Here is a 15,494-nt window from a genome sequence, read left to right as displayed (position 1 = left end):
CCGACGCGTTCCTGCTATTGCCGGTTTTCTCCCGCCGCGACCGCAGTATGACGGCGACGTTTGGCGTCGATCCTCGCCGCCAGCCAGGCTCCGATTCCGATCACCAGCAACGCGCCGACCCAGGGAATCAGTACGTGAACAATCGCTGCCTGGTCGTAAGCGTCCAGCACCGGTTCCGCCAACAGCATTTCACCGGCAACGTAGCCAAGCAATCCAGCCCCGAGTTTGATCACGACCGGAAAGCGGTCCATCAGCTTGAGGATCACGGTACTGCCGAACACGATCAGCGGAATGCTGATCGCCAGGCCCAGAATCAACAACACGAGATCGCCGTGCGCGGCGGCGGCAACGGCGATCACATTGTCCAGACTCATCACCAGATCGGCGAACAGGATGGTGCGCACAGCCGCCATGAGATGGCCGGCAGCCTGCGCTGCGGAGCCGTCGTCTTCATCTCCGGGCAGCAGGAGCTGAATGCCGATCCAGAGCAGCAGAAGCGCGCCGACGAGTTTCAGATAGGGCAGCGCGAGTACGCGTGTCGCCACCGCTGTAAGGATCACCCGCAGGACGATGGCCGCGCCGCTGCCGATCACGATGGCGGCACGCTGCTGGCGTTGCGGCAGCGAGCGCGCGGCAAGCGCAATGACCACGGCGTTATCACCGCTCAAGACGATGTTGACGCCGATGATCTCGAGCAGACCGAGCCAGAACTGGCTGTCCATGGCTAGGCCGATTGATCGAGACCGTGCCGGCTTGACCGATTCATTCGTTGCAACGCCGGACCCATCGCGCAGATCAAGTGCGCTAGCGCAACACCGACTTCAGCAGCTTTCCCATCTCCGCGGGATTCTTGGTGACCTTGATGCCACACTCCTCCATGACCGAGAGCTTCTCCGCGGCGGTGCCCTTGCCGCCGGAGATGATTGCGCCGGCATGGCCCATGCGTTTGCCCGGTGGCGCGGTCACGCCTGCAATGAATCCGACCACCGGTTTCTTCATGTGCTGTTTGGCCCACAGGGCCGCATCCTCTTCGTCGGAGCCCCCGATCTCGCCGATCATGACCACCGCCTCGGTGGCCGGATCGTCGTTGAACAGCTTGAGTATGTCGATATGCTTGAGTCCGTTTACCGGATCGCCGCCGATGCCGACTGCTGAGGATTGTCCGAGTCCAATTTCGGTGAGCTGGCCGACCGCCTCGTAAGTCAGCGTGCCGGAACGCGATACCACGCCGATCGGACCTTTGCGATGGATGTGCCCGGGCATGATGCCGATCTTGATTTCATCGGGCGTGATCGCGCCGGGACAGTTCGGACCGAGCAGTAGTGTCTTCCGGTTCTGCTTGCGCATGCGATCGCGCACTTCGATCATGTCGCGCACCGGGATGCCTTCCGTGATGCAGATCACCAAATCCAGATCGGCTTCGACGGCTTCCCAGATCGCAGCGGCCGCGCCGGGCGGCGGAACATAGATGACCGAGGCATTCGCGCTCGTCTGCTGCTTTGCTTCGCGCACCGAGGCGAAAATCGGAATGCCCTCGAAATCCTGACCGGCCTTGGTCGGATGAACGCCGGCGACAAAACAATTTTTCCCGTTGGCGTAGTCACGGCAGGCCCGGGTATGAAACTGGCCGGTCCTGCCGGTGATGCCCTGGGTAATGACCTTGGTATTTTTGTTGACGAGGATGGGCATCAGCGTGCTCCCTTTGCTGCGGACACGACTTTTTCCGCAGCCTCCGCCATGTTGCCGGCCTGGATGATCGGCAAGCCGGACTCGGCGAGGATTTTCTTGCCGAGATCTTCGTTGGTGCCTTTCATGCGCACCACCAGCGGAACGCCGAGCTTCACCTGCCTGGCCGCTTCGACCACGCCGGTGGCAATCACGTCGCATTTCATGATGCCCCCGAAAATGTTTACCAGGATGGCGCGCAGATTCGGATTGCGCAGCATCAGCTTGAAAGCCTCGGTGACTTTCTCGGTGGTTGCTCCGCCGCCTACGTCGAGAAAATTGGCCGGCTCGCCGCCGAAAAGCTTGATGGTGTCCATGGTCGCCATCGCCAGGCCGGCACCGTTGACCAGGCAGCCGATGTTGCCGTCGAGTGAAATATAGGTCAGGCCGTGCTTGGATGCTTCGATCTCGGCTGGATCCTCTTCGTCGAGATCGCGCATGGCGACGATGTCTTCGTGCCGGTAGAGCGCGTTGTCGTCGAAGTTCATCTTGGCATCGAGCGCGACCACGTCGCCGTTGCCGGTTAGAATCAGCGGATTGATTTCCGCGAGCGACGCGTCGGTTTCCCAGAACGCTTTGTACAGACTTTTCAAGATCGCTCGCGCTTTCGGCACACTTTCTTCGGGAATGCCGATCTTGCGCGCCAGGTGGTCGGCTTGCGCATCGGTCAATCCCTTCTGCGGATCGACGAATATCTTGTGGATTTTTTCCGGCGTGTGCGCGGCAACCTCTTCGATGTCCATGCCGCCTTCCGAGGAAGCCATCACGCAGACCTCCTGCGTGCCGCGGTCCACCACCAGGCCGATGTACAACTCCTTGCGGATATCGGCGCCCTCTTCGACCAGCAGGCGCCGCACCTTCTGGCCCTCGGGTCCGGTCTGATGGGTCTTGAGCTGCATGCCGAGGATTCTGGACGCCCACTCGCGCACTTCATCGACGGACCTGGCGACCTTGACCCCGCCACCCTTGCCGCGTCCGCCGGCATGGATCTGGGCTTTCACCACCCATACCTTGCCGCCGAGTTTGCTCGCGGCAGCCACCGCTTCGTTGACGTCGAAACAAACCACTCCGCGAGGCGTAGTGACGCCGTAATTCCTGAGGATTTCCTTCGCCTGGTATTCGTGAATTTTCATCGCTGACCTTCGCTTCTTGTCGGACCCGCATTTACACCGGCACGCCGCTTTCCCGCATGCAGCGCACGCCGGAGCAAGCCAATAGGATAGCCAGCAGAAGATCGGCAAGGAGTGCCGACCGCAGGAAGCGCGGGAAGTATACCGCATGCATCGCCGTACGCTGCAGCGAAAACCCGGAAAGAAGCCGAGCCGCGGCTAGGCAGAATTACCGCTGCTTGTTCGATTCCTGAAAGGCGTCGTGGGCGCGCTTGAGATCCTGGTAGGCCTGATCATGCCGCTCGCGCGCCTTGGCGACTTCCGCTTGCGCTTCCTGAAGCTGCTTTGTGGCCTGTTCTGCCTCTGCCTTGGCTTCCTCGAGACGCTTTTGCGCCGCTTTTTCCTTCTTCTCCGCCGCCTGCACTTTGCCTTCCGCGGCGGTCATCTGGTCCCGCGCAAACCGGGCGCGCTGCTGGGCCACCTCGAGCGAAAGCGGCGCATTGCTGGTTTGCGCCAGCGCACCTGCGGCGATCATCGTCAACACAATCGTGAGAGTGGTCTTGAGCATTTCGTTGTCGCGCCCGGATTTGCGGCGCACCTGAAGATGATGAGAGAACGAAGAATCAATGGTGCCGACAGCAGGAATCGAACCCGCGACCTTTTGATTACAAATCAACTGCTCTACCAACTGAGCTATGCCGGCCTGTGCGAAATTATAAGCCGGCACCGGGTAACGCGGGATTACTTGATGACCTGAAGGCGTGGCCGGCCGCCTGACGGGGGTGCCGGATGATCGTCGTCGGGTGGCACGACATCAGCTTTCGTCGGCGCAACCACCTGGGCTGGCAGCGAGGGCGAAGTCTGGAACGAAAGGCCTTGGCCGGTCTCCTTCGCAAAGATGCCACCGATGGTATTGATCGGCACGGAAATCTCGCGCGAGACGCCGGCGAACCTGGCGGAGAATTGCAACAGATCGTTACCGATCTTCAGATTGTGCGTGGCGTCCGGACTTACATTGAGAACGATTTCGCCGTTCTTGACGTACTCCATCGGCACCTTCGTCGTCTCGTCGACCTTGACGGCGATATAGGGCGTGAGGCCGTTGTCACAACACCACTCGAAGATCGCGCGGATCAGATACGGCGTGGTGGATGCCTCTTTCACTTGCGCATCACCTTCTCCGAAGCCGTGAGTGCTTCGATGAAAGCCGGGCGGCTGAACAGCCTCTCGGCATATTTCATCAGCGGCGCCGCCTGCTTCGGCAACTGGATGCCGTAGAAATCCAGACGCCACAAAAGCGGCGCGATGGCCACATCGAGCATCGAAAATTCCTCGCCGAGCATGTACTTCTGTTTCACGAACACAGGGGCAATCTGCGTCAGGTTGTCGCGGATTGCCAGTCGGGCCTTCTCCGCCTGCTTCTGCGTGCCGCTATCGATCGCATCGATGTTGGAGAACAGTTCATTCTCGAAGCGAAACAGGAACAGGCGCGCCCGTGCCCTCATCACCGGATCGGCCGGCATCAGTTGCGGATGCGGGAAGCGATCGTCGATGTATTCGTTGATGATGTTGGATTCGTAAAGAATCAGATCGCGTTCGACCAGCACCGGGGTGCGGTTGTACGGATTCATCACTGCCAGGTCTTCCGGCTTGTTGAACAGATCGACATCGATGATCTGGAAATCCATCCCCTTTTCGAAGAGGACGATCCGGCAGCGTTGGCTGAAAGGGCAGGTGGTGCCCGAGTAAAGAGTCATCATTGGCTTGTTACCTGGGTTGGTCAGTGCACGTCTTTCCAGTACTCCCTCTTGAGCAGCCACGCCGGCACCAGGAGGAGCAACAGGAAGAACAGCACGACGATGCCGATTTGCGAACGTTTCGTTTTTTCAGGCTCGCCCATATAGGACAGGAAGTTCACCAGATCGCGGGTGAGCTTGTCGTATTCGAGCGTGGACAGGCTGCCGGGGTGTTCCAGCACGAGCATCTTGTGCTCGACCTTGTTCCCCTCGTGTTCTTCGCTTTCGGTCTTCAAGACCTGAGAGCCTTGCAGCTGCCACAGCGCGTGCGGCATGCCGACGTTGGGAAAGGCCAGATTATTCCAGCCGGTCGTGCGCTTCTCGTCGCGATAGAACGTGCGCAGATAAGTGTAGAGCCAGTCCGTACCGCGTGAGCGCGCGACGACAGACAAGTCGGGCGGCTCGACGCCAAACCACTGACGCTGGTCCTTGCGACTGGCGCTGATAGTCATCGGGTCGCCCACCTTGTCGGCCGTGAACAGCAGATTTTCCTTGATCTGCTGTTCGGTCAGGCCCAGATCCGTCAGGCGGTTGTAGCGCATCGCACTCGCAGAATGACAGTTCAGGCAGTAATTGACGAAGACGCGGGCTCCGCGCTGGATCGAAATCGCATCGTTGGGATCGATGTCGGCGCGATCGAGCTGCAGTTCGTCTCCCGACGCAAATACGGCAAACGGCGCGAACAGCACTGCGAAAAACAGTTTTCTCACGATGTCACCCTCTCAGGCTCCGGCTTGGTCTTGTCGATCCTGGTGTACCAGGGCATCAGCAGGAAAAACAGGAAGTAGATGACCGTGAAGATGCGTGCCACCACGGTGGCGCGATCCGCGCCGCCGAGCCACGAGCCGAACTGGCCCCAGAGATTGGTCGGCTCGGTGCCGAGATAGCCAAGGATCAGGAAGGCGACAACGAATAGGGCGAGCGCGCCCTTGTAGATCGGGCCACGATAGCGGATCGACTTCACCGCGCCGCGATCGAGCCACGGCAACAGGAAGAAAATCATCACCGACAGCCCCATCGCCATCACGCCAGGGAACTGCGAGCCCAGCAACGGCGGCACGGCCCGCAGGATCGAATAGAAGGGCGTGAAATACCAGACAGGGGCGATGTGCAAAGGCGTTTTCAGCGGATCGGCGGGAACGAAATTGTTGTGTTCCAGAAAATAGCCGCCCATCTCAGGAGCGAAAAATACGATCGCGCTGAAGACCATCAGGAAGACCACCACCCCGACGATGTCCTTGACCACGTAGTAGGGGTGGAAAGGAATGCCGTCGAGCGGAATCCCGGTCTTGGGGTCTTTCTTCTTCTTGATCTCGATGCCGTCCGGATTGTTGGAGCCGACTTCGTGCAGTGCCAGCAGATGCGCCGCCACCAACCCGAGTAGCACCAGCGGAACGGCGATAACGTGGAAGGCGAAGAAACGGTTCAACGTGGCATCCGAAACAACGTAATCGCCTCTGATCCAGAGCGACAGATCCGGCCCGATGAACGGCACGGCGCCAAAAAGATTCACGATCACCTGCGCGCCCCAGTAAGACATCTGACCCCACGGCAGCAGGTACCCGAAGAAGGCCTCCGCCATCAGGCACAGATAGATCAGCGTGCCGAACAGCCACAGCAACTCGCGCGGCTTGCGGTAGGAGCCGTAAAGCAGCCCGCGAAACATGTGCAGGTAGATGACAATGAAAAACAGCGAGGCGCCCGTGGAATGCATGTAGCGGATGAGCCAGCCCCAGGGCACATCGCGCATGATGTACTCGACGGAAGCGAAGGCCTGGCTCGCATCCGGTTTGTAGTGCATGGTCAGCAGAATGCCGGTGACGATCTGCATCACCAGCATCAGCAATGCGAGCGATCCGAAGAAGTACCAGAAATTGAAATTCTTCGGCGCGTAATATTCCGACAGGTGCGATTTCCAGTTCGCCGTCAGCGGAAAGCGTTCGTCGATCCAGTTCAGCAATGCTTTCACTTTGTTCATCGCGTCATGCCCCCTTGCCGTCCGAGCCGATAATCAGCCGGGCATCGCTCAGATAGGCGTAAGGAGGAACTTCCAGGTTGTTCGGTGCGGGCACTCCCTTGAACACGCGGCCGGCCAGGTCGAACTTGGAACCATGACAGGGGCAGTAAAATCCGCCCGGCCAATCACTGCCCATGCCGCTGTCTAAGCCAGCCGCGAGTTTCTGCGAGGGCGAACAGCCGAGGTGCGTACAGATACCGACAAGAACAAGATATTCGGGCTTGATCGAACGCACTGCGTTCCTGGCATAGTCGGGCTGCATGGGCGCCGAGGATTTAGGGTCCGCTACTATGGAATCGTTCTTCGGCAGGCTGGCGAGCATTTCAGGCGTGCGACGCACGATCCACACCGGTTTACCGCGCCATTCGATGGTAATCATCATTCCGGGTTCGACCTTGGAGATATCCACCTCCACCGGCGCCCCCGCTGCCCGCGCCCGTGCACTGGGGTTCATGCTCATCGCGAACGGCACGGCGACCGCCACCCCCGCCACCCCGCCCATCACGCTCGTTGCGGCAACAAGGAAACGCCTTTTGCCACGATCGACAATGCTGTCAGCCATGTTCGAACCCGTAAGGTTTCAAAAAGGTGGCATTTTATCGCAAGTTTCCCCGAAAATCACAGCGTTTTGACCTTAATCCCTTGTAAAAACGGGAAAAATCGTCGCTGTCACAAAACAGGTAGAGATCCTTGGGTCGTGGAAAATATTGCGTTGCACAGTGAATCTGCAACAAACCTGGCAGCATTTTCGATATCGGTGCCGCAGGCACTCTTCAGGAAAGAACACGGATTCTTATGAATTTCATCTCCCTTAAAGCCTTGAGTTCTGCGTTGCTCCCGCCCCTCAATCTGCTGCTGCTGGCGGTTCTGGGATTGGCCCTGCTTTTTTTTCGTCGAAGGACAGGCGTGGCGTTGCTCGTGGCCTCTCTGGCGGGACTTTTTCTGCTTTCCATGCCAGTCGTCGGGACCACGCTGGCCGGACTGCTCGAAAATCGCCCCCCAGACGGCACCGGAAATCTGGGCGATGCCCAGGCCATCGTCATTCTTGGCGCCGGCAGCTATCCGGTTGCGCCCGAATACGGCGGCGATACCGTGGGGGCGGCTACGTTGGAAAGAGTGCGCTGGGGAGCGCGACTGTATCGGTTGTCCGGATTGCCGATTCTGGTGTCAGGCGGCAGTCCGTTCGGCACCCGTACAACCGAAGCCGCTCAGATGAAGGCTGCACTCAACCAGGATTTCCGCGCAGATGTGAAATGGCTGGAAGAAAAGTCTTTCAACACATTTGAAAGCGCACGTTACGCGAGACAACAACTCGGCGCGGCAAAGATAGATCGCATCGCGCTGGTCACGCATGCCATACACATGCCGCGGGCGCGGCTGGTTTTCGAACAAGCAGGATTCCACGTCATCGAGGCGCCGACCGGTTTTTCCACTTTGCATCCGCCCGGCATTCTGAATTATCTGCCTTCCTCGCAAGGACTCGAGTTGAGCGGCGCCGTCCTCCACGAAGTCATTGGATTGGGCTGGTACCATGTGCGCCTCGCCGCGCGCGGACAACGAGGACAGCAATGAAAGTCAGGGTGAAATGGATCGAAAACGTCGCCTTCGTCGGTGAAACCGAAAGCAGCCATGCCATCTTGATGGATGGTGCCCCTGAAGGCGGAGGCCGCAATCTGGGTCCGCGCCCCATGGAAACGGTTCTGGCCGGCACCGGTGGCTGCACGGCTTATGACGTGGTCTCCATACTGAAGAAAGCCCGGCAGGACATCAGTGATTGTGTACTGGAAATCGATGCCGATCGCGCGCCCACCGATCCGAAAGTATTCACGCGCATTCACTTTCATTTCACGATTCATGGGCGCAACATCAAGCGGGAGCACGTCGAGCGGGCGATCCATCTGTCCGCGGACAAATACTGCTCGGCCTCCATCATGCTCGGCAAGACCGCCGAGATCACCCACGATTTCGAGATCGTGGAGGAATAGCCGTCAAATCCAGTAGGTGGAGTGGGTCATTAGCCGGGAGGCCGCACGCATCGCCTGCCTGGCTGGCGCCGGAAGTTCGGCGCCCCCGTGTGCCATCGCCGACCGCGCATGTTCGGCTTCGTCTTCTTTCATCTGTGCGACGATCGCCCGGCTCTTACGATCATCTTCCGGCAGGCGCCCGAGATGGTCGTCGAGATGTCCCTCCACCTGCTTCTCGGTTTCCGCCAGGAAGCCAAGATTCCATTTGTCGCCGAACAGCCCCGAGATTGCCCCGATCGTGAACGACCCCGCATAGAGGAGTGGATTCAGCAGGCTCACCCTGCCGCCGAGTTCGTCGATGCGCTGCTCGGTCCAGGCAAGATGTTCGGTTTCCTGCGCTGCCGCGTGTTCGAGCGCCTGTCGCACATCTTGATTGCGCGCCGTCATGGACTGGCCATGATAGAGCGCTTGTGCGCAGATTTCGCCGGCATGATTGACGCGCATCAGCGCAGCGGCATTGCGCTTGTCGCGCTCGTCAAGCCTGTTTTCTTCCAGGTCGCCGCCCGGCAGAGGCCGCACCGACGTGGCCCGCGCGCACAACGTGCGCAAGGCGCGATCGAAATTGACAATCAGACTGTCTATGTTCGGCATCGGGATCATTTTTTGCGCATCATGAACAGATATTCCCCGCCGCTTTCATTCGAAAGCAAGAGCTGGTTGCCGGTCTGTTTGGAGAACGCCTGGAAATCGCGCACCGATCCGGGATCCGTCGCGACGATTTTCAGCACCTGGCCAGGCGTCATGTCATTCAGCGATTTTTTCGTCCGCAGAATCGGCAGCGGGCAATTCAGTCCACGGGCATCCAGCTCGCGATCGAATCTGATTTCGGTTTCAGCGCTCATTGAGTCTGGTCTTCAAAAAGATAAATTTCGGCTTTTCCACGATCAGTTCCGCACGACCGGAAACCCGCGCGCGGCCCAGCCACTGAATCCGCCGGCGAGGTTGTAGACCTGCTCCCACCCGTTGTCTGCAAGAAAATGGCTCGCCTGAGCGGAGCGAGCCCCGGATTGGCAGTAAAACACGATCGGACAGCCGTGCTCGATCTCCTCCATACGAGAAGGCAACATGTGCAGGGGAATGTGCAGCGCGCCTGGAATCAGGCCGCGCTCCACTTCCCGATCGGTGCGCACATCGATCAGCACGAGCGCGCCACGCCGCAATTCCTGCAGACCGTCGGGATCGAGATTTAAGTAAGCGCCCATCAACGGAACCTGACAATGAAACGAATGATAACGCCTGGCGCGCGCCTTCAGAAGAGGCTGATGTTGCGATCGAGCAGCAATTGCGACAAGCGGGTATTGGCGGCCTCCAGTCTGCCGACCAGTAATTCGAGAAACGCCGCGTTGAAGGCATGCTTGCAACCCTCGGTGGCTTGTGCGAGAGCTTCCGCGCTGATTTCGATCGCCGTGATGTCGTTGACGGCCGTGACACTCGCCGTGCGCTGGAACGCGCGTTTGCCGAGATAGGCCATTTCCCCGAAACATTCTCCGGCGCGCAGGATGTTCAGCAGCTTGCCCTGTTTGGTGATTCTCACCTCGCCGGCTGCGAGCACGCAGAACGCCGTGCCGACTTCACCTTCCTTGATGACCGGATCGCCGGCCGAATAGCGCACCCAGTTGGATATGCGCAGCACCTGCCACAAATCGACATCCTGGAAGGTCATGAAAAATTCGAGATTGCGCAGGATGCTGAATTTTTCGGTTTCCGGGACGATTTGCTCGGGCTTCTGCAAATTGTTGAAGGTGTCCCCCAGCGCTTGCGCAAATTCCTCCCAGGTCCGAAAGCGCTTGGCAATGTCTTTTTCCAGCGCGCGTTTCACGATCACATCGACGGCGGCAGGCGTATCCGGCCGCAAGAGGCTCGCCGCAGGCGGATCCACATTGATGATCTGATACACCATGCTGTAGTTGTTGGTCGCCCTGAAAGGCAGTGCCCCGGTCAATAGCTGGTACATCACCACGCCCAGGGAAAAGATGTCGGTCTGATGGTTCAACGTCCTTTCCTGCAGTTGTTCAGGCGACATGTAAGCCGGGGAACCGATTCCCGACACCTGCGTAGTTTCAGCGGATATCGAGAGCGCGGCACCGAAATCGGAAATCTTGATGTCCGTCTCGCCCGTCAGAAGGATGTTGGCGGGCTTGATGTCCCGGTGGATGATGCCGTGCCGGTGCGCATAGTCGAGAGCTTTGCAGCATTTGAAAATAATCTCGACGATGGTGTTGATCGTCATCAATTTGGCGGGCAGGGTGTAGGGTTCAAGCGTGCCCCCCGGCACGTATTCCATGACGAGGTAACTGCCTTCCTCGTCGGAGACAGCATCGAATATCGCTACAAGATGCGGATGAGAGAGTTTGCCGGCGAGAGACGCCTCTACCAGGAAGAGCTTCTGAAAGCGCCTGCCCTGCTCTTTGTCGCCGAGCGCATCGGCCCGCACCAGTTTGATGGCCACCTGGCGTCCCGCAAAGGCATCGTTCGCCAGATAGACCGCACTGGTCGCCCCCCTGCCGAGCTCCCTGATGATCTGGTATTTGCCGATCTTGTCCATGAGCGATGCCCCGGGGTTCAGACCGCCAGCCGGAGAGCTTCGGTATGATAGAAAATTCGCGGAAGCAAGGCGAGGTTTTTAAGTAAATTCAATGGCTAGCACCCAACCAGAGTCGGCCGGCGTGGCTAGTTGGGTGGCCGACGGTGTTCCTCCAGGTCTCTGAAGTCAGGGTTTGCGCCGGTTTTCAGTATCGACTGCCATCAATTCCTTGAGGCGTGCCTCCACGCTGGATTTTTGATAGAAGTCGCCATCTCCGGCTTTTTGCGCAATCTGGAGTTGTTCGATTGCCGCAGGAAAATTGCCGCGTAATGCATAGACTTCCGCAAGAGCACGATGCTGCAAGAGCCGCTTGCCCAGGGCCGTATATGCCCGCGCCTGAAATTCGTAAAGTTGCGGATCCGCGGGCCGCCCGTCCATTCGGCCATTGAGGAACTGTACCGCATCGGCGGCCTTGTTGGCGGTGATCAGCGCATCGACGTAGCCGTAGATCAGTGCCCTGCGATTGGGATTGGCTCTTAAAACATCCCGGTAGGAGGCGAGCCCCTTCTCGATCTCCCCGCCTGCGATCAAGGTTTGCGCCCCCAGTGCATCGATCATCGGACTTTTTGCCTTCAATTCCTGCAGCAATGCCATTTCCTTGCGCGCGCGAGCCTTGTCGCCAACCCGCAGCAAGGCCACGACCAAGCCATAGCGGGCTGCGGCTTCGGTACCAAACTTGTGCGCGTCGATCATCCTGTCGAAATTTGCCACCACTTCGCGGGCATTGCCTTCCTGGGCCGACAAGCGGGCGCGGACCAACTGGAATTCGAGGCTGTCGGGAACCTGACGGAATGGAACGTCCTGGATACGGCTCTGAATATCCGCAATGCGCTCGAATGTGAGCGGGTGAGTGCGAAGATAGGAGGGCGCTCCGCTTTCGTACACCCGCGTAGCCTTTTGCAGCCGTTCGAAGAAGACCGGCATGGCATGCACGTCGAAGCCGGATTTATCCATGATCTGCAAACCGATGCGGTCGGCCTCGCGTTCGTGTTCACGCGTAAAGTTCAGTTGCGACTGGATCGCCCCCGCCTGGGCGGCCGCGATGGCTGCCGCGGATACCTGTGAATTGGAGCGCGCGGCGAGAATAGCCACCGCGAGCGCCGCCATCGAAGCGAGGCCGACGCGTTGCTGAGCGGCGATCAGGCGCGCAATGTGGTGCTGCGTGACGTGCGCAATTTCGTGCGACAACACGCTTGCCAGTTCCGATTCGCTCTGCGCAGTAAGCAGCAATCCGGAATGCACGCCGACGAATCCGCCAGGTAACGCAAAGGCATTTATGCTGCTGTCCGCAATGGCAAAGAACTCGAAAGGTCCAGCGGGATCCGGGCTGTTTGCCACCAGCCGATAGCCAAGCGTATTGAGATAGTCAATGACCTCAGGATCGTCGAGGTAAGCGGGATTTGAACGAATCTGCCCCATGATCCCCTCGCCCAGCTTGCGCTCCTGCGCAGGCGACAGCGCGCTTTGCGAAACGTCTCCAAGGTCGGGCAGTTCGTCGGCAAATGCAATACTCGAGACCAGGAACGCTACCATGAGTGTCTGAAATTTCATGATGCTATGATAGCGCCACTGTCGGACGAGTTCCGCGGGCGCAGTACGGCCCGCTCACAGAGTCAGGGCTACGGATGGGCGAACTCACTCATTTCAATTCCGCCGGCCAGGCGCACATGGTCGACGTGGCTGCAAAGCAGGATTCCCATCGCATCGCCATCGCGGTCGGCAGAATTGTCATGCGCCCCGAAACGCTGCAAAAGATCCTGCAAGGCACCGCCAGCAAGGGAGATGTCCTGGGGATTGCACGCGTGGCAGCGATCCAGGGCGCCAAGCGGACCTCCGAGCTTATTCCGCTTTGTCATTCAATTTCGCTGAGCAGCGTAACTATCGAATTCAAGGTACTTGTGGAAGATAATACGGTGGAATGCTCGGCACGAGCCGAGACAGTGGGCCGCACCGGCGTCGAGATGGAAGCACTCACCGCCGTCAGTGTCGCGCTACTCACGATCTACGACATGTGCAAGGCGGTGGACCGGGGCATGCATATCGAAGGTGTGCGGCTGATGGAAAAACGCGGCGGCAAATCGGGGCACTGGCAGGCAGGGCCGGAAACCTGATCGGGCACGAACCGTTTGCCGCGCGCGCGGTCTGACGGATTATTGCGACTATCGATGAAACCCGCTACGGCGCTAGGATTGTTGGTTTTGGGCACTGCTCTCGCAAGTGCCTGCCCTGCCTTCGCGGACCAGGCGGAAAAGATAGCCGCAGGGGCGCGACTGGCCCAGGACGTGGCCAGAGGTAACTGCCTTGCCTGTCACGCGATACCGGAAGATGCCAGCGCAGTTACGTCTGCCAATATCGGTCCGCCGCTGGTAGCGATACAGGCGCGCTTTCCAGATCGTGAACGGTTGCGGCGCCAGATCTGGGATGCCGGGCTGACCAATCCGGATACGGTCATGCCACCGTTCGGAAGGCATCAGATTCTGACGCCCGAAGAGATCGAACTGATCGTCGATTACCTCTACACGCTTTGAAGGAGTGCGTACTTGGGCATGAATGCGCAGCCATTAGGAAGAACATTGTTGCGAAGAAATTTTCTGCGTACGCTCGCGGTCGGCAGCGCCTATGTCGCGACCTTTGCCGCGGGATGGTTGCACCCTGTCCAGTTGCTGGCTGCGGAATGGAACAAGGTGGCGTTCGACGCCAGGATGCTGACGGATGCTCTAAAGAGCATCGGTGCGACCGCCGCAGCCGATTCCGACCAGATCCAGCTAAAAGCGCCGGAGATCGCGGAAAATGGCGCGATCGTCCCCGTGGAGATCATCAGCCGGATTCCCGGTACGCAAACGATCTACATCATTGCGGATAAGAATCCGCAACCCCTCGTCGCCATTTTCGACGTCACTGGGGGCATGGAACCCTTCATTTCCACCCGGATCAAGATGGGCGAGTCGTCCAAGGTCAGGGTTCTCGTCAAGGCCGCTGGCAAGTTCTACGTTGCCACTCAAGAAGTGAAGGTGACCATTGGCGGCTGTGGCGGTTGACGCGGACAAGCAATCAGGAAAAATCAGAGATGGCTGATGCAATGAAAATTCGCGCCCAGCTCCAGGGCGATGTAGCCGACGTAAAGGTATTGATGTTCCACCCGATGGAGACCGGGCTGCGCAAGGATCCCGTTTCCGGCGAAGTCATACCGCTGCATTTCATTCAGCGCGTAGTCGCCACGCACAATGGCAAGACGGTGATGGATGCGCAGTGGAGTCAGGCCGTGTCGAAAAATCCTTTCGTCAATTTTCGGATACGCGGCGCGAAGCCGGGTGACAAGGTCACGGTGAATTGGGAAGACAACAAGGGCGAGAAGGCGAGCATCGAGACGACGCTCAATTGATTCCAATGCGACGGACAAATGCCCTGAAAAGTTTCTTGATGGCCGGCTTGGCGCTGACATGCGCGGCCGGACAATCCTTTGCATCACCCGAACAGGATCGTGCAGTGTTCATCGCTCTCTATCACGAGAAATTTCCGACTGTGCCGCTGGAAAACTACGTCAACGGTGCATTGATGCTCTCCAGCGACGCCAAGACACAGTTCGACAGTATCATGGGATTCCCCCCCTTCCAGGGCGACATCGACAGAGGAAGAAGTTTGTGGGAAACGCCCTTCAGGAACGGTAAAACTTTTGCCGACTGCTTTACCGATGGCGGCCGCAATGTCGCCGGCAACTACCCCTACTACGATTCAGGCGGCGACAAGGTTGTCACGTTCGAAATGGAGATCAATCGCTGCCTGCGCGCTAACGGCGAAGCGGAATATAGATTCAACGACAAAGCGACAATGGGTATCGTCACCGCCTATGCTCGCACGCTCTCCGACGGCATGCGCGTCGACGTGCGGGTGGAAGGCGCCGGGGCGCTTGCAAAATATGAGCAGGGCAAGAAGCTTTATTTCACACGCATCGGCCAATACAATTTCGCCTGCGCTTCCTGTCACATGGCCAACGCGGGAAAGATTCTGCGCACCGAGATTCTCTCTCCTGCCGTCGGCCAGACCACGCATTGGCCGGTTTTCCGCGGCGGCGACAATTTGAACACATTGCACATGCGCTACCGGCGTTGCATGGAACAGATGCGTGCATCTCCGTTTCCGGCGGGCAGCGAAGAACTCAACAATCTCGAGTACTTCCAGTCCTATCTCAGCAACGGCTTGTCGATGCGTGCGTCGGTTTACCGCAAGTAAGCAGCGAAC

At 58.8% G+C, this 15,494-nt stretch carries 21 protein-coding genes and 1 tRNA gene; 7 read left to right on the top strand and 15 right to left on the bottom strand.

The genetic code is table 11. The features are described 5' to 3' along the window. Positions 1 to 14 precede the first annotated feature (14 nt). From HY067_07075 to petA, 10 genes are all read right to left on the bottom strand, one after another. Positions 15 to 722 (bottom strand): TerC family protein, encoded by a 708-nt coding sequence (locus tag HY067_07075; protein ID MBI3527714.1) that lies wholly within the window; start codon positions 720 to 722, stop codon positions 15 to 17. Positions 723 to 804: 82 nt separating this feature from the next. Next, positions 805 to 1,689, bottom strand: coding sequence for a succinate--CoA ligase subunit alpha (sucD, locus tag HY067_07070; protein ID MBI3527713.1), 885 nt, complete (start codon positions 1,687 to 1,689; stop codon positions 805 to 807). Further along, complete coding sequence (sucC, locus tag HY067_07065; GenBank protein MBI3527712.1) at positions 1,689 to 2,858, bottom strand: ADP-forming succinate--CoA ligase subunit beta; 1,170 nt, start codon at positions 2,856 to 2,858, stop codon at positions 1,689 to 1,691. The genes sucD and sucC overlap by 1 nt, the downstream gene beginning before the upstream one ends. Before the next feature lie 205 nt (positions 2,859 to 3,063). Beyond that, entirely contained in the window at positions 3,064 to 3,432 is a 369-nt protein-coding gene (locus tag HY067_07060; protein ID MBI3527711.1) for a hypothetical protein, read from the bottom strand. Positions 3,433 to 3,461: 29 nt separating this feature from the next. Continuing rightward, positions 3,462 to 3,537, bottom strand: a tRNA-Thr gene (locus HY067_07055). 38 nt (positions 3,538 to 3,575) lie between these two features. Then, the gene (locus HY067_07050) at positions 3,576 to 3,998 is read right to left on the bottom strand and encodes a ClpXP protease specificity-enhancing factor (protein ID MBI3527710.1); all 423 of its coding nucleotides are present in this window, start codon (positions 3,996 to 3,998) and stop codon (positions 3,576 to 3,578) included. Then, a complete protein-coding gene (locus HY067_07045) occupies positions 3,995 to 4,594 on the bottom strand; it encodes a glutathione S-transferase N-terminal domain-containing protein (GenBank protein MBI3527709.1) in 600 nt (199 codons plus the stop codon). Before HY067_07045 ends, HY067_07050 begins: the two co-directional genes overlap by 4 nt. A gap of 20 nt (positions 4,595 to 4,614) precedes the next feature. After that, positions 4,615 to 5,340, bottom strand: a complete 726-nt coding sequence (locus tag HY067_07040; protein ID MBI3527708.1) for a cytochrome c1 — start codon at positions 5,338 to 5,340, stop codon at positions 4,615 to 4,617. Further along, a complete protein-coding gene (locus HY067_07035) occupies positions 5,337 to 6,608 on the bottom strand; it encodes a cytochrome bc complex cytochrome b subunit (GenBank protein MBI3527707.1) in 1,272 nt (423 codons plus the stop codon). The genes HY067_07040 and HY067_07035 overlap by 4 nt, the downstream gene beginning before the upstream one ends. A 4-nt stretch (positions 6,609 to 6,612) precedes the next feature. After that, complete coding sequence (gene petA, locus HY067_07030; protein MBI3527706.1) at positions 6,613 to 7,209, bottom strand: ubiquinol-cytochrome c reductase iron-sulfur subunit; 597 nt, start codon at positions 7,207 to 7,209, stop codon at positions 6,613 to 6,615. Between the two features lie 233 nt (positions 7,210 to 7,442). On the opposite strand from petA, the gene HY067_07025 reads away from it, so the two are divergent. Both HY067_07025 and HY067_07020 read left to right on the top strand, forming a co-directional pair. Further along, the gene (locus tag HY067_07025; GenBank protein MBI3527705.1) at positions 7,443 to 8,219 is read left to right on the top strand and encodes a YdcF family protein; all 777 of its coding nucleotides are present in this window, start codon (positions 7,443 to 7,445) and stop codon (positions 8,217 to 8,219) included. Beyond that, entirely contained in the window at positions 8,216 to 8,632 is a 417-nt protein-coding gene (locus HY067_07020) for an OsmC family protein (GenBank protein MBI3527704.1), read from the top strand. The genes HY067_07025 and HY067_07020 overlap by 4 nt, the downstream gene beginning before the upstream one ends. A 3-nt stretch (positions 8,633 to 8,635) precedes the next feature. Here the strand turns inward: HY067_07020 and coq7 are convergent, their stop codons facing one another. The 5 genes from coq7 to HY067_06995 all read right to left on the bottom strand — a co-directional run bounded on the left by coq7 (position 8,636) and on the right by HY067_06995 (position 12,806). Next, on the bottom strand, positions 8,636 to 9,262 hold the full coding sequence (gene coq7 / locus HY067_07015; protein ID MBI3527703.1) for a 2-polyprenyl-3-methyl-6-methoxy-1,4-benzoquinone monooxygenase: 627 nt from the start codon (positions 9,260 to 9,262) through the stop codon (positions 8,636 to 8,638). A 5-nt stretch (positions 9,263 to 9,267) separates the two neighbouring features. Beyond that, complete coding sequence (locus HY067_07010) at positions 9,268 to 9,495, bottom strand: sulfurtransferase TusA family protein (GenBank protein ID MBI3527702.1); 228 nt, start codon at positions 9,493 to 9,495, stop codon at positions 9,268 to 9,270. Between the two features lie 60 nt (positions 9,496 to 9,555). Beyond that, positions 9,556 to 9,873: a rhodanese-like domain-containing protein gene (locus tag HY067_07005; GenBank protein MBI3527701.1), complete on the bottom strand. Its 318-nt coding sequence runs from the start codon at positions 9,871 to 9,873 to the stop codon at positions 9,556 to 9,558. Positions 9,874 to 9,920: 47 nt separating this feature from the next. Next, positions 9,921 to 11,216: a protein kinase gene (locus tag HY067_07000; GenBank protein ID MBI3527700.1), complete on the bottom strand. Its 1,296-nt coding sequence runs from the start codon at positions 11,214 to 11,216 to the stop codon at positions 9,921 to 9,923. A gap of 165 nt (positions 11,217 to 11,381) precedes the next feature. Beyond that, a complete protein-coding gene (locus HY067_06995) occupies positions 11,382 to 12,806 on the bottom strand; it encodes a M48 family metallopeptidase (GenBank protein MBI3527699.1) in 1,425 nt (474 codons plus the stop codon). A 74-nt stretch (positions 12,807 to 12,880) separates the two neighbouring features. Between HY067_06995 and moaC the strand changes: the two genes are divergently transcribed. From moaC to soxA, 5 genes are read left to right on the top strand one after another with little or no spacing between them, the layout of a single operon-like run. Continuing rightward, positions 12,881 to 13,366 carry a cyclic pyranopterin monophosphate synthase MoaC gene (gene moaC / locus HY067_06990; GenBank protein MBI3527698.1) on the top strand — a complete coding sequence of 162 codons (486 nt, stop codon included), beginning with the start codon at positions 12,881 to 12,883 and terminating at the stop codon, positions 13,364 to 13,366. A gap of 54 nt (positions 13,367 to 13,420) precedes the next feature. Continuing rightward, positions 13,421 to 13,783 (top strand): sulfur oxidation c-type cytochrome SoxX, encoded by a 363-nt coding sequence (gene soxX, locus HY067_06985; protein ID MBI3527697.1) that lies wholly within the window; start codon positions 13,421 to 13,423, stop codon positions 13,781 to 13,783. 18 nt (positions 13,784 to 13,801) lie between these two features. Next, positions 13,802 to 14,293, top strand: a complete 492-nt coding sequence (gene soxY / locus HY067_06980; protein MBI3527696.1) for a thiosulfate oxidation carrier protein SoxY — start codon at positions 13,802 to 13,804, stop codon at positions 14,291 to 14,293. A gap of 29 nt (positions 14,294 to 14,322) precedes the next feature. Beyond that, complete coding sequence (soxZ, locus tag HY067_06975; protein MBI3527695.1) at positions 14,323 to 14,637, top strand: thiosulfate oxidation carrier complex protein SoxZ; 315 nt, start codon at positions 14,323 to 14,325, stop codon at positions 14,635 to 14,637. A 5-nt stretch (positions 14,638 to 14,642) separates the two neighbouring features. Further along, entirely contained in the window at positions 14,643 to 15,485 is an 843-nt protein-coding gene (soxA, locus tag HY067_06970; protein MBI3527694.1) for a sulfur oxidation c-type cytochrome SoxA, read from the top strand. Positions 15,486 to 15,494: the final 9 nt, after the last annotated feature.

The sequence above is a fragment of the Betaproteobacteria bacterium genome (genome assembly GCA_016194905.1).
Taxonomy (GTDB): domain Bacteria; phylum Pseudomonadota; class Gammaproteobacteria; order Burkholderiales; family JACQAP01; genus JACQAP01.
The sequence above is the reverse complement of the archived record's forward strand: the minus strand, read 5'-3'. Positions and strand labels throughout refer to the sequence as shown.